Origin of the sequence: Pseudomonas fluorescens (assembly GCF_001307155.1) — a bacterium.
Lineage (GTDB): Bacteria > Pseudomonadota > Gammaproteobacteria > Pseudomonadales > Pseudomonadaceae > Aquipseudomonas > Aquipseudomonas helvetica.
The window spans coordinates 5,397,967-5,412,735 of record NZ_CP012830.1 but is presented as its reverse complement, the minus strand read 5'-3'; the positions used below and the strand labels follow the sequence as shown (position 1 = coordinate 5,412,735).

General features: G+C 52.3%; 8 protein-coding genes. 2 read left to right on the top strand and 6 right to left on the bottom strand.

Annotation, left to right across the window (positions count from 1 at the left end; all coding sequences use genetic code 11):
* The first annotated feature begins 126 nt into the window (after window positions 1-126).
* The gene (locus tag AO353_RS24605) at window positions 127-1,233 is read left to right on the top strand and encodes a DUF3800 domain-containing protein (RefSeq protein ID WP_054597296.1); all 1,107 of its coding nucleotides are present in this window, start codon (window positions 127-129) and stop codon (window positions 1,231-1,233) included.
* A gap of 184 nt (window positions 1,234-1,417) precedes the next feature.
* On the opposite strand, the gene AO353_RS31145 is transcribed toward AO353_RS24605, so the two are convergent.
* The 6 genes from AO353_RS31145 to AO353_RS24575 form a co-directional block, all read right to left on the bottom strand.
* Entirely contained in the window at window positions 1,418-1,957 is a 540-nt protein-coding gene (locus AO353_RS31145) for a hypothetical protein (RefSeq protein WP_146016059.1), read from the bottom strand.
* A gap of 53 nt (window positions 1,958-2,010) precedes the next feature.
* Window positions 2,011-2,259, bottom strand: a complete 249-nt coding sequence (locus tag AO353_RS24595) for a hypothetical protein (RefSeq protein ID WP_054597294.1) — start codon at window positions 2,257-2,259, stop codon at window positions 2,011-2,013.
* Window positions 2,260-2,579: 320 nt separating this feature from the next.
* On the bottom strand, window positions 2,580-3,722 hold the full coding sequence (locus tag AO353_RS24590) for a hypothetical protein (protein ID WP_054597293.1): 1,143 nt from the start codon (window positions 3,720-3,722) through the stop codon (window positions 2,580-2,582).
* Window positions 3,723-3,945: 223 nt separating this feature from the next.
* Window positions 3,946-6,024, bottom strand: a complete 2,079-nt coding sequence (locus AO353_RS24585; RefSeq protein ID WP_054597292.1) for a hypothetical protein — start codon at window positions 6,022-6,024, stop codon at window positions 3,946-3,948.
* Window positions 6,021-9,938 carry a hypothetical protein gene (locus AO353_RS24580; protein ID WP_054597291.1) on the bottom strand — a complete coding sequence of 1,306 codons (3,918 nt, stop codon included), beginning with the start codon at window positions 9,936-9,938 and terminating at the stop codon, window positions 6,021-6,023. The genes AO353_RS24585 and AO353_RS24580 overlap by 4 nt, the downstream gene beginning before the upstream one ends.
* 402 nt (window positions 9,939-10,340) lie before the next feature.
* A complete protein-coding gene (locus AO353_RS24575) occupies window positions 10,341-12,989 on the bottom strand; it encodes a UvrD-helicase domain-containing protein (RefSeq protein WP_054597290.1) in 2,649 nt (882 codons plus the stop codon).
* Window positions 12,990-13,354: 365 nt separating this feature from the next.
* On the opposite strand from AO353_RS24575, the gene AO353_RS24570 reads away from it, so the two are divergent.
* The gene (locus tag AO353_RS24570) at window positions 13,355-14,755 is read left to right on the top strand and encodes a hypothetical protein (RefSeq protein ID WP_054597289.1); all 1,401 of its coding nucleotides are present in this window, start codon (window positions 13,355-13,357) and stop codon (window positions 14,753-14,755) included.
* Window positions 14,756-14,769 lie beyond the last annotated feature (14 nt).

The window sequence follows — 14,769 nt, the reverse complement described above, 5'->3', positions numbered from 1 at the left end:
GGCTCAATGATCGGCATCGCGCCTCGACTTATAATCCCGAGAGACGGCGCCAAACCCGTATTGCAATCGAGTTGCTCAGGGTTACCTGAACGCAGTTGAGCGCCCCTTCACCGATAAGGACGATCCATGGACGATAGCAAGAAGCCCTCCCCCTCTATTACCTACTTCATCGATGAGTCCGGAAATACCGGTGACCTGATCACGGCGGGCGATAAACTAGAATTTGGAAACCAGCCCTATTTTGGGCTTGGTTGCATAGGCGTGACCGACGTGGCTGGGTTTGAGGCAAAGGTTATCAACCTTAAAAGCAAGCACAACATTAAATCGAACGACCTAAAATCCACAAAAATTTATAAAAATAAGCCGAAATTCATCCTCGACCTCATAAAGTTGATCGCTGACGACAAAATTCCGTTCTTTGTGGAACTCGTCGAAAAGAGGTTTTTTATTGCTACAAACATCAGTTTCTATTTGGTGTGGCCGCCTTACTTCAACATTGACGACCATGACGCATCAAATAAAATGAGAAACATTTTTGCTCAACTGATTACAAAAAATGCTCCAGACGAAGTGTTTAACACATACTTCAAAGCTTGTTTAGAGCCAACAAAAGAAAGTTTGATGTCCGCGTTCCAAGCGCTTCTTGATTTTGGGCAGTCGCAACCAGCAGATCCTATTCACCAGGGTCTCGTTAAGTGTGTTAATGAGTCTATAGACGATTTCGAGCTCATGATTGAGGAAGAAAAGAGTGTTGAGAATGCGGTGAAGCGATTTTTGCCTTTGCCCGACACGGGAAAAAAAGGGAAAGAATATTGGATCCTCCCCAATTATTCTTCTCTCACAAACCTTTACGCCCGTATCAATCATGCTCACGAAGGAAAGATTGCAGATATTCATCTGGTGCATGATGAGCAAGCACAGTATGACGAAATATTAGACCTCGCCAAAAAAGCTGCTGAAATGTTACGCAATGCTCGCGAAGTCTCGCCCATTGCAAACTATAATTTTTTTGAACAGGCATCACTGACTTTTGCCAAATCGGAAGACAACATCGGTATCCAGGCGGCTGACGTGCTTATTGGCTTCCTCGTCAGGTACGCGCAAGAGATCCTGTGCGCTAAAACCGAACCTGCCGAGGAGCTAAAAGAAACCTTTAGAATAATGGCGGAAGCGGAAAATTTTGAAAAAGGCTACGGTGTCAATTACGTATGGTCTCATAACGAAATCGTTTAACCTGACCAAGACAGTCCGCGCATTTACTGGCTGGAGTACTGGCATCGACAATGGAGTTAACGTACTCCAAGCCATGTGTTCCGGCCCGCTGACTTCAGGTGCTCACGGCAACGTCCGCCGACTCAATTAGCTGAAGTACCAGGTGGTAGAGTAAGGCTCTCGCGAAACCGAAACCCCGCGAAAATCACAACCCCAAATCGTTTTGCAAACAAAGCTCTGCCAAATGCTGTGGAACATCGCTAGTTTTAGCCCACAAGGAAAGGGCTTCATAGGTCAGGGCGTACCAAAGGGCGCGCGGTATAATGACATTTTTTCTAAGCGTTCTATCTCCATAGATCTGACTAGGACTCGTAAGCGTGTATCGAAGAGCATTCACGACTTTTCTAGGCAATCGTGTTCTACCTTTGCAATCTGTAATTTGGGCAGCTGGAAAGCGAAACCTGCCATAGTATTTGTCTTTCAATTTACCGGCTCTAATAAGGGCATTAAGCTCTTTTTGCGACCGTTCATCAGAGACAGCCGTCCAAACTTTAAGGATGTCCTCATCAAGGAACTCTTCCCGGACGCCTAAATCTGGAAAGTAACGACGCCTGTGCATGTCCCACGAGGGGCGGTTCGGATGCCAGCAACTGTTCAAAAAATCCCAACAGGATTGATGATTGCTTGGATGATTTGCTGGTAATACTTCTGCTAAATATGAAATTGGAGGCAATACAGGCTTCATGGTCACTCCCCTTTTATTTCAGCATGGGGAGTGCGCATCATCAGCGTCAATGGCTATTTTTTGGAGTTAATAAGCCAGAAATGCGCGAGTAGACCTTCGAACTTGGCGCGATACTCCAATTGATTGAGTACTGCTTTGAGCCATTGCTCGGGCACCCTTACCGCCCGGAAAACTTCCGCCAGTTGGCCCTTGAGCAGGTCTTCCTCAAGTTCTACAGATTCAAAATTAGCCCCGCGGCTCGTCGAGCCATTGAGCGAAGTCTGCAAGCGGCTGAACAGCGAGCCGAGCGTCCACTCAAACACGTGAAGCTGGACGCGGAGATTTCCTATGGCTACGTAACACCATTCTGGTCAGCAATAGACCCCTCAATGCTGGGCGCTACTCAGGTAGAGGCTCAGAGTGAGGTGCCTTCCCTGAATTCGGATGGACAACAAACGGAAGAGCGTCAGCAGGGGAGCTAACCGCGCGGGCAGTTCGCAACTCCGCGGGGCGGGTTTATTAGCGATAAGCCTGGCCACCTCCTGCGACCTGCAGCTATGTTCGGATCAATCACCTCGTCTGCCTCGGGGGTCATGTCGCAGGAAATGTTCGCGCAAGACTTGCGCTCCACCACGACTACTTCTCACTCATACGCCTTGCGCAATCGCTCCTCGAAAAGCGGCTGAAAGAGCTCGGCTTCAGCTTTTTGCCACCAAACCGTGTCTTCCTTTTCGTCTGCAAATGCCAGCAAGTCATGCGCCAGGAACACTTCAAATCCCTCTCGCGCCACTTTGTCTTCGGCGCTCAACTCATACAATCCCGCCTGAGCCAGCAGCTTCTTCACGATCAGAGGCATCAGCCAGGTCGCGAAAAGGAGGTGGTTATGCCGGGGCCATAGGTTTCCCTTCTGAGTCGTATTTGGGCCATGAGCCGCTGCGTTTCGAGCCGCACTAAAATCATGAACCCAGACGTCGAGTGGACGATCGACGTTGCTGTCCCAGTGCTTGCACCACCACGACTCGTCCAGGTTTCCCTTGTGCCAGATGGGCGGATTTGTGAGTTCGTCAAAGTGTCCATTGATAGCCCTACGGAATGCAGCCTTGTCATGTGGCGCGCCAAGCAATGTGTCCATGGCGATTCTCATCAAAATGAGCTCTGATCGCTCATCCATCGAGGATGCATCGGTGTTGGCTCTGAGGAAGGCTACGATCGCCTCATCAATACTCTGTTTCAGTTCTCCATCGGGCATCCTAAGCAGTGCTTCCAACAAGAGGACGTCTAGAGAAATGCGCGGGCTGTTGTCGACGTGGTATGGCCGAATGAATTTGAGCCCGCGCCTCCCCACCAACATATTTTGTGTCCCGCCGTCACGCCGTCGGGTGGTGATGCAGGAGTGCGTGGGCGAGCCGACATCGAATCGTTGCGCCACAATTTGAAGCGTATCTGCGTTGTAGTAGCCGGACGTTGAGCACAACGTCCGGCGTGCTAGCGCGGAAAATGCGAGGTAGGATCCCTGAACCAAACGGTGTTGGATCTCGAAGTCAGAGACGTCCAGACCTGCTGCGTCATTGTCCCAGATGATGAGTGCCGCCTGATGGATCGGCTCAGCGGCTTGAGTACCCCGCCCTCGATCGCCGTAGTTCCCTAGAACACCGTCTAGAGCCTCCTGCGGGATCCCCAGCAATTCACCGGGGAGCCGTCCCCTCTCGTACGGGATCAACCGCATGCTTGCAACTCGCAGCTCCTCTGTCACCGACGTCCAAGGTAAGAAGAACAGAGCTGCCATGGTGATCCTCCTTTTCACATGTCCAGAGGTGATGGGCAATTAATACCCTGGCCGTCATCGTGACCAAGGTGGTCGACTACTGCAAAAAGAGAGGGAGTCATCGATGCATCGTTCACCCAATGTGATGCCTATCGCTTACTCTTAGGCTGACAGTCCTTTGCAGCCAAGGCCATGACGAAAGGCAAATGCCTTTCAGTCAACGTCTCGTGGACTACGTGCCCTCTCAATTGTGCAGGCAGATTTCGACGATTTTCTGAAGAATTGAGGTTTTGGCTGACTCTCGAAGCTTCACGATGTCGTAGGTGAAGGTGGAGAAGAACAGTTCACCCAGCGGGTGATCCAACACGGGAAGCCGGGTACCGCAATCTCGTGTGAGCAAGGTGTTGTAGACCAGACTCTGCTTCTGGATCGTATTGTTAGCAGACTTGTTGGAAGCTACAAAGAACCATGCGCCTTCAACGCCATTGTCTTGGATGAAGACGCTGTGGCGCTGTTTCTGCTTGGTGGGGGTCAGGTAGTAAGGGAGCGCAGCTGCCTGTATGCCTACCTCGCGCGACGGGGAGACGCCGTCATCCTGGCGCACCTGGTTATCGAAAAGTGTGTTTCCGATTATGGAGGGAACGCGGCCCGTGTTGTATGCCGTTAGCCAGGCACTAGTGCTTTTGTCATGGATCAGGAAAGCCCCATCCCAGATAGCATCGAATGGTTTTTTGTCCTCTTTCCCGAAGACTGCAGCTAGCTTCTTGAACTCGTAGTTGAACTCTCCTCTCGAGGATTCGTCGTAGCGGCGGGAAGCCTCGATTTTGATACATTCACCTTCAACAAACACATCAAGAACCTGAATGTAGATGTTTTCACCGCGATCCTTCCGACAGCTCATCAACTGTATAGACCGCGCGGGCAAGGACGCGCCTTCGATTCTCACCAGTTTGTCCCGGAAGATGCATTCCTTGAGCGCCAGCTCCTGCAAGCTCTTTTCAATCGACGCTGCCGACAGAGATTTTCCCGGCAACACGTTAAAACCCTGACAGATGCTGTCTATTCCTCCTGTGAAGCGGTGCAGCTTCACGGAGGTGTAGTAATCAAAGACGGCTTCCGGGCTGCGCTGCTTGCGCGCAAGCGCCTGCCAAAAACTGTTGTGGGCCTCGTTGGCGCTGGTGTCGAAGATGCTGGAGCCGTTCTTGCTACCCCCAGGTGTCTTGATCTTCTCGTTGACCACCAAGTAATTCGTGGTGCCCACCTCAAGCTCTGTCGGTGCGGGAAGGCTCTCTGCGGTCAACACCTTGGAGGCACCGAATTGATCTGCAAGCTTAGAGATGCTGCCGAACCAGGCGTCATCGGTCGATGGCTTGGCCGACGTATCGAGTAGCCAAAGTGGGTTTGACGTCTTAGGGAGCCCTTCCAGGAAAGTTTTAACCTGGTGGGTTGCCTCATAAACAACAGGCTTGAACTCGATGCCATAACGCTTCAACAGACGCTCTATTCGATTCAGGCAGTCTGTTTGATGGTAGTTGATGCTGTTCTGGTACTGATCGAAGGCCGTCGCGTTCACGTTGTTTGTGGCGAATGCCATGTAATTGCGATCACTGTCCGTAGTCGCATTGAGTTTCCGGGTACGCTGGAAGCGCTTCCCAGACCAATCAAACATGAGATTACCCGTATCGCCCACCGGCAGGCTAATGGAGTCCTGCGAGAGAGAGCATTGCATCGTCACCCTGCTGAGCGTGAGCGCGAGTTCCTGCTCGGTAGAAAAATACAGGTCGTACTGCAGCGCATCGAAGACGTAACTGCCGTTTTTCATCGTACGGCTGTGCACTAGCCCAATGTACAGATCCGCGTTGAACTCGACTGGCGCTATCTCGTAGTGCTTGTGAACGTCGCCGAGGAACGAAAGCTTGAGCTTTAAGTCCAGGAGCGCCTGAATCGCGTAATTGGGGTATAGCGAGTGCTCAGCGATTACCTGGCGAACCTGACCAGGCTCTGGCGCCTGAGTGCTCAGAAAGAGGAAACCGAACACCCCTTTTCTGCCGCTAAATCTGCTGTAGTGCACCCTGGTCGAAGCAGGGATGCCAAGCGTTCTGCGGATGAAGTCCTTGATGGTGGAGTCGACCCGCTGATAGTACTCTGCGGCCTCCTCGCCATATTTCCTGGCGACCTCGACAACTGCTGCCTGAACGAAACCTTGCCCCTCCTCCGGAGCTGACAAGCGCTCAATGATGCCTTCAAGATCACCGGACAATTTCAGCATGTTTGTGCGGGCTTTGGCGGCGGTTCCAGGTTCCAAGACATTGAAAAGGGTCATTGCGCGTTCCTTAACAGCTGTACCAAAGTGGGGTTGATCATCAAGCGGTCATCGACACGGTGGATTCGGGTTGTGCCTGTAACGGGGACATACTTGGTGATCATCTTGAAGGCGTTGAGGAAGTGGATCGACTCCCCGAAATTAAACTCACGCTCGGCATTCAAGTCGTTGTCGTCCGGTTGCGTGTTGACGTAGAGGAAGCGAGGTCGCAGGTTCAGGCGACTGCACAACTCGTACATTTCCTGCCTTTTGGTTTCCGCCCGGTGAAGGGTTTTGAGGGACAGCTCCTGGTTGTTCAGGGTGCCCGACCACCGCTTCACGTCAATGCAGATGAGGGTGTCTCCATCGTGAACGTAGGTGTCGTAGCGCTCATACACCGCAGGGCCCAGAAGAGAGATTAACTGATCCAGATTCAGTGGCTTGACCCCGAGCGTGGAGAGCACCTTCGAAAAGATGAATTCACCTACATTCCCTTTCAGGAGTGGAATCAGGGCGGGATTTGGTAGGTGCACATCAATCCCATCGCTGGCCATGTTGCACGCCAGATTGATGATGCCGGGCCCTGAGTCATGGTCTTCACTATCGGAGCGCACGTAGTCCGGCACAAGCCACTTGCCAGGCTGGTAGACGGCATGCCCATGCAACAGGTCGCTCAGGTGATGGAAGCTTTCCAAGGTCGTGCAGACGGTGATCCTATCGGTCACGTCCCTAGGCAGGTAGAAGGTGCTGATGACCCCTTGGTAGTAACCTGAGGCCTTCACCAGCGGGGATGTCAGCAGCTTGCGTACGTACTTTTCTGGAGCGGTGATGCTCTCCTGCGATCGGAGCATCTCGTTGAGCTCCATGGCATCCCGGTCACCTTCACGCGCTCTTCTGAGTATCTTGTTTCGGAATACTCCGCTGAAGAAGTCCTCGATGTCGCCAGCAGCCGCAGCGACGGTGGTGGTGAACTGCTCACGTTCTTCCTGAGTCGCGAAGCATCGGCTTTCTGCTTGTTGCAGGCAGAACTGCATGAGCTTGTGATTCAGCAGAGAAAGGCTGTTGATGAGAAGGTCATTACCTTCTCGGCGAAGCCGGCTATACCGCACGATCAGGTCATCGATGACGTCACTGGGCAGGAATATTTCGGTATGGAGCAAAGTATCCCGCCGCTCTACTCGCCCGACCGCCTGGATGATCGCTTTGAGAACGGCCAGGTCATGCTCCTGGTTCAAAATGCGGCGGTTCTTGGGCTGCATAAGGTTCGAGTCGAATTCAGCTAAGCGTACCGCCTCGCTCTCCCCGGACGAGATGTGCTTGAGCAGAAGAATGTGGTTCTTGACGGTGTTGAGGCCGGTGTCCTTCTCGCGGATCGCGCTGTAGAAAGGCGTGTTGACCAGCACGAGGCGGTCAAAGTCCTGGTGAAAATTGTCCTCGGCCCGCTCAACGAACAGGTTGAGACCGGTGCCAGCACTGCCGTAGGCGGAGATCAAACAGATACGGGTGTCATCATCCACCTTGAGATACTGATCAATGTCGACCTCCCTCGCTAGCTGGGAGCTGAAGAGAATGACCCTTATCTTGGTTTTGCCCTCAAAGGGCTTCAACTCAAAAATCTTATCTTGGTAGAGGCACCGAAGCCCCTTCAAACGCCCCTCAATACCTTGCGCGAACAGGTTCTTGAAGAGCTCCGCGAAGCGATTGTTGAGCGATAGAACGAAGGTGTTTTTCTCGTCCCAAGCTGCCATGAGCATCGCTTCGATCTGCCGGCGGTATGCAGACATCCGGTACTTGTTTTCACGATATCCAGGCGGTAGCAGGGAGTCTGACCAGAAGCGGTAGGTGCTTTTGAAGACGGGATCGCTGCGCAGGCCGCTGATGTCGTCGGCGGACGTCTTATGGAAGGGCCTGACTTCCATGGTTCTGGCTTTCGCGCGAGCAGTCCGCAGATCCGACATCGCGCCTACGTCAGCCTGGGAGCGCTGAACGACCCGTACATCAAGGTTACTGGATGGTGCTTCCCCATAGCGGGCGAGCATTTTCCTGGAGAAATTGCCGGAGTAGGAATGCTTGAAACCTGTCGTGGCGCTGAGGCACATAGCGCTGTTTTGCGTTCCGTGCAGGACACGAAGCAGTTTGACCTCGGGGAGTTCCAGGATCAGATCGAGATGGAAGTCGACGAATACCCGGTTCTTCACCGCGTCGCCACCGAAGGGAATCTCGTTCACCTTAACCAGCGAAAACACAATTTTCGGGGCGAAGAATGTGAAGAAGGCGTCAACGAAGATTTCCGCGTCCTTGGCTCGGTCAAAAACAGAAGCCACGTAAGAACGATGTTGACGGGACTTCTTGATGAACTCAGACAGGGGGGCGTTCTGACTAGCATCCTCACCCAGCTCAAGCAGATGCCGCAGCGGGCTGTCCTGAGGAATCTTGGAGCATGCGTACAGAGCGCACAGCATGACCTGTAGGAAGTCATGTAGGGTTGGATCGGAGCATGGGGCGCCATCATCGAAAGACAGGCGGATCTCGCTTTTCCCGCATACAGATCGCATGCGGATTCGCTTCAGGGCGGCTTCGTTATAGAAACGCCTGGGTGTCAGGCTGAAGATGTTCTGTGACAACGCAAGGATTTGCTCTACGTCGCGATTGTTGATCGTGATATGGCCGACATTTCCGGAGCACATCTGCAGGATAGAGTCCAAGCTTACGCTGGTTTCGCAATCCTCTTCGTAATGCCGGCGCAGATCTTTCATCAGCTCAACCGTTTCGTTGAACGCGATCGGCTCCTCGTCTTCTGGGCCGTACTCTGCCGAGATCATCTCCATCAAGCGGTGCAGGCCGGCAATGACGTGAGGTGGCTTGACCTTCTCGCTGACCAGCTTCTTCTTACTCTCTTCAAAAACTCGGTCGTAGCTGTCGTGCTCTTCATCGATGACGAGGTTGAAGGTGATGCCATGCGTCTTGAAATAGTTGGACTCGTCAGGGACGAAGAAATCTTCCTTCAGGTAAGTGATTTGTTCGTCATGGGGCAAGCTGCAGGCGGCTCCGATCGGGGCGATACTCTCCTCCTCAGCATTGGTGGGCGGGCGCTTGGCTCCCAGAATTTCTTCGAAGCTAAGCTTCTTGATGTTCGGCTCTCGCTTTTTGTCGAGATACACGATGAACGCGCGCTTCAGAAATCGGGCGGTGGTAGCAATGAAGATGGTTGGCCCCACCTTGGCTCGTTCAAAAGGCAAAACGTGATCGACAACCTGGATCTTCGCTCGCTCTCGATCATTACTGGCGCGCAGGAAGCGCTCTTGAGTGGTCACGAATTCGAAGCCGACCTTCTCCCGGATCACCGCCTTGGCCAAATCCTGTAACGCATGGAGCAGGCGTTGTTTTGCAGCATCAATTCGACGCTCCAGCTCGGCTTCGCGCAGATAGTCGGCAACCTCCGACTTCAGGTACCGCGCCTGTTCAGTCTCCGTTGCTTTGAGTCCACTGGTCGCGTTGCTCAGTTCGTTAACAGTCTCGTGGTAATAGTCAGAATAGAGGGCCTTCGACCAGCTGGCGTACAGGTCTTCATTGCGCACCTTTGAAACCCAGCCGACGAAGCTGAGGTCGGATAAATCCCGCTCAGCAAGGAAGCTCAGAATGCTGACGCCCCGCGCTGCTGCTTTCTCCTGGGTTACCTTGGAGATGTCTATCTGCGCCTTGTGCGGGGTAATGAAGAAGAGGTTGCGATGTCCGCCGAGTTCGTCACGTTCTTCTGCGTGCTCGATGAATTGATCGAACACGTTGTACGACTTACCAAAGCCCGTACCATCATTAGCAAAGCTTACTGAGGGGTTAGGTTTGGCATTTCCGTTGAAGAACGGCGCCAGCCGCGCCCGGTGTGAGTTGATCTCGTCGCTGAGCGCAGCACTGATACGACCCTTCCTGGTGTTCATTGGCGTCCTTAGCACGATGGCAATTTAATGCTTGTCGAGTATGCCGAGGGTGCTTCCAAACCAACTAGATTGCAAGTGGGATCATGGGTCGCCTATCGATGGAGGCAAGTTAAAGGTTTCAAAGCGGCAAGGATCGCGAGCTTTCAGACTGTCAGTGCCAGCAAAGGTGCCTGCTAGCATCTCTGACTATCCTCTAATGCTTTCAAAGTCATTGGATGCTTGGCAAACACACAGTGTTTTTTGAAAGCCTCTTGCTATAAAACGCACTCTGCACGGACGTAATGACGATTCATGGCTGATCATACCCCCGTTTACTGCTTAGCCCTGTTGGGCGATTTCGCGAAGCCAATGACTCGGTGCGCAACGACCTCAAGGGCAAGGTTCCCGCCAGCAGGTAACCAATCAATGAATTCTCCGGTTCGATTGCTTAGCCGGTGTCTTTTTAACATTGGTTACATTTGCTGTTGACGGGGTCGCAGCGTTCACCACATTCCAGTATGGCTGTGCCGCTTTGATATGCCGGCTGGCCTTCTCGATTGCAGGCCTGGTCTCATCTTTATCTAGGTACCAGTAGCAGTAGGTGATCGCTCGGGTAATTGCCACATAGGCTGTGCGAAGCGCCTCTTCACTTTGTGAAGTGTCATATCCGCATGGGTCACCTGGGCGATTGAGTCCGGCCTGTGCGTAGAGATCATTCTTGGACGGCGAAGACGTCTTCAGATCGCAATCCCCCAAGAGGAAAACGGCCTTAGCCTGCAAACCTTTCGCAGAATGGTAGGTGAGAAATTTGATCTGGCTGGATCGTTTCTCAAACCTTGCCCTATCAAGGAGCTCCTCGAGCTCTTCGCGTGCGTCCTCCTTCACAGAGTTTGAACGCGTCAGCACGAGAATCGAATCACCTGCGTCGTAGTGGCGTTCAACATCAACTGCTATTTGTTTCCAATCCATATCTCGGACTTGAACCGGTACCTGATGCCCTGCTACAGCCTCGTTTTTCGCAATCCCACGCTTGCCAGGGACGCCGCCAGGCGTGCGCTTCACGATTTCTTCCGCAGCATCGATCACCATCTGATGAGAGCGATGGTTTTCCTGCATCAGCACCTGATTGGGTTCAGGAGACTCGAAGACCTTGTCAAAGTCGATCAGATAATGCGGCGAGCTGCCACGCCAGCCATAGATGCTCTGCCAGTCATCTCCAACTGCCATGAGCGATGCGTAAGCAGGCCGCCCATGGGTTGGAACGGACAAATTCCGTCGCTCGATCTCAGCGAATGTTGCCCGTATCCAGGAAATGGTGTTGGCGCCGACGTCCTGAAACTCATCTACGAGCAATGTCGTCATCGGCCGCAGAACACCGGGCGTCAGGGCTCGGAGGTTATGCGGTTTTCGCTCGCTAAAAATCGCGAACATGGTGTTGAACGTCATCACTGGAGGGGTCATGTTGAAGAGCATGCGAGTGAAGTCGTTCCAGTAGATTGCTAGCGCATGGAAGAAATCACGATCCACGTCAGCTTTACTCAAGCGCATGGCTCGGATGGCCTCGAACACATCCAGACCAAGATTCTCCATGTACGATGCTGCGCTGAAGAACGCCTCGGTGATGTACTGAGGTGCAATGTCGCCCTCAAGCTTGTAGGTGAACTTTGGGCATGTGTTTACCAGGCTTCTGATTGCCTCAATTGGCTGGTCTGACTCGACATAGCTTTTGAGATAAATCACCGGGCGGGAACAATGGGCCTGGAACAAGATGCGTTTATTCTTTACATCAGCCGTCAGGTAAGGAAAGCGCCCTTCCTTTGCCTTCAAATCGCTAGGCTCGGATTTGTCCACGCCCAAAATGACAAAAGCATCGAGCTCGGGAACAAACCCGTTAACGTGGAAATCCTGCCCCAAGAGCTGAACAACCTTGCGGCTCAGTTCAATACCTTCTACTGGCCACTTACCGGCTGCGCTCCACAGCTTTTCCAAGGTGTCGCAGATGTCTTCGTCTACCTTTGCCAGGTCACGGGCTTGCCGTTGGGCCTTTAACGCGTCCGGACTATCAGCGTTCATCTTCTCCATCGCCAAGGAGTGACGGTAGAGCTTTCCGATGAGCGCCTTGAACTCCGGATTCTTGTCGTAAAGCCTCATGTAGCAGTCATTCATCAAAGCAAGCTGAGGCTCACCCATTTTGACCTGGAACATGGAGCCCTTCTCTTTCGTGCTTCCGTCCTTTTCCAGAAACTCGAAAGGCTGAACGTTGCTCATACCAGGAAGGCATCGTGCAAAGGACAGTATGCGAGAGTGGAACGTACGGACGATCTGTAGGGAGTCATCATGTGAGATGTCATAGCCCCACAGCTTGAAGACCTCCCTCACCTTCTTAGCAAAATCCATTTTGGACTCCACCGTAAAGGTCACCACAGTGAGGTTCTTGAAGTCGATTCCCAGGTAGTGCCGCAGCACCAATAGCCGCAATACCATTGTTGTTGACTTACCACTGCCCGCCCCTGCGACAACAGACGTCGTGGGCGTCCTGGACAGAATCATTTTCCACTGGTCTACGGAGGGCGGCTGATTTGGCAGCCTCTCTGCTAAATCTGATCGGATCTGCGCCTCCAACTCGTCCGTGATCGGAAAACGCCAGTCTTTAAAAAGCACATCTTCACGAATCCCCGGCGCGCCGATTGCCGGAACTGGGCCTGGCTGAACCTCGATGATCAGCTTGCCCTCTTCAAAGCCTTTCTTATGCCCGACTTCAAACCCTGCCGCGTGGCCTTCTTCGTAGCCAGTCGTACGTCCCGCCTCATGCCCGCTCGCGTGACCTTCGTCGTAGCCACGCGAGTGACCTGTCTTGTTTCCAGCGAGCAATCCTGAGGCGTGCCCTACGCCGACACCCTTTTGAAAACCGACATCATGCCCGGCGGCTCGGCCTGCACGCCATGCGGAAGCTTGCTGCAGACCCACTGCATCAAACGCCTTGCCGATCAGCCGGTGAAGGAAGCTTTGCGGGAATGGGAAGGAGAGCTCATCGCGCTCATCCAGTTGCGACTCGGGCTTTGGGGCTTCCACTACTGTACATCTCCATTTCATACGGCGGGTCGTACACGCCAGAGATTACGGGCGCGACGAATACTGCTCCAACAAGTGCTTTGGCCCACAATTGGGCCGGGTGGATAGTAGCACTAGAGTGACATCCCTTTGTCACCATGCCTGAATACTCACGATCTCTACAGCCGAGGGAAACTGGCTTCAAAAGCTCGGACTATCATCGACTCGCAGCTGCAATGTACCTTGAAGAACCTTTAAACTACTTGGTCTTGCTGCCCCTCACCGTCCTTCTATGGGCAACCACACTTTCTAGAGAGACTTCCCCCATACTCTCTTCGCGCCCTCTAGTGGCAAGATGACGCTCGAGATAGCACGCCAAATCCGGCATGCTTTCCCGCAAGAGTCAGAAGAAAATAGCGACAGACCAGTCCCATGAAGGAAGCGGTGACTGCATTTCGAAATTTATCGAGAAGAATAATTTGAAACTTAGCATTGATGGCCTGACACTAAGTGCCTACGAGACGAAACTTATCAGAACCTGCTCTGATTGCAGCAGAGCTTACAGTATCTTTGAGTATTCGGAGAGTAGTGATCATTACTTCTACAGACCCACCAACTATAAAAATGGTTGTGAGCGACACTGCTTAGAATGCTGGCTTGGTGTTTCTGAGCCCCTAGATACACCTCCAGAAACAAACGATTCTATAGAGGTGGAAACTCCGAGCCCTGAAATTCACCGACACTGGTACGACGAAGCGAGCTATATAAGCATTGACCAAGGCGACCTTGGTACAGCATACAAAACGTACTTCCAAGAAGGTTGCCATCTAGCAATACTCCCGCTCTCTCGATTAATTACTGATCGCTCAATATTTCTCCCGCACGGGATCATGATCTATCCACAAGGAAGGCTTAACCTATCGAACCTGCGCATTGACAACAAGCAGTTAACCATGATTGCATCTTCTCAGATAAGGGCATCCAAGGTGCGTTTAGTGCAACTCGATAAGCACCCTTTGCTTGTGATACCTCTAAAGTTTTCTTGGGAGCGACTTAAGCGTGGCAGTCACAGCGCCCATCTGGAGATGATCGCCAGAATCTCCGAAATAACTGACAGTCTGTGCTTTGATGTAATCAACTACCAAAACTGCAAACTGGAACACCTTTCATGCGAAACCAAGCCTGCAAATCCAGGACAATTAATGTCCCATTCAATGATGTCAGCAGCGCTCTTGGTGAGATCGGATGCGATGGACTCCGTGTTGCTGGCCGGCGCAGCCTTCACACATGTAATTACGAAAGGTCTTGGTCTCGACTTACGTCAACCGGAGTGGGATCGGTTCCCACAGTACGGGGAGGTCGGCAAGCTCGCTGCTCATGGGCTTTCGCTCTATTCTCAAATGCTTCAGACCCAATCAGCCACGTCAAAATTCGTACAAGCGTTAAGCTTGATTGAGTTCCTAGCATATCCAGATGATTTCATGAAATTTCAGGATATAAAAAAGGTGGTCTCAAAATATGTGACCAACTGCCCTAGGGAGCACGAACGATTAATGGAAAGATTTCGAGAGCTCACTGGAAAGAAAGACGAGACGAAGCAAGAGGTCGGGCTCAGAACCAATATTGTTCACATGGGGAAACGGCTCGAGCAACTGATCAAAAGCAGAAGTGAGCGGGAGAATCTTTTCAAAGAGCTTGATGGCTACATTCGCGCAATGCTAGACCACATGATCGAGCGCGACTACATGTCGAACGAAGAGTATGATACCCTGAAACATAGCATGTAAATCAGATCTACCAG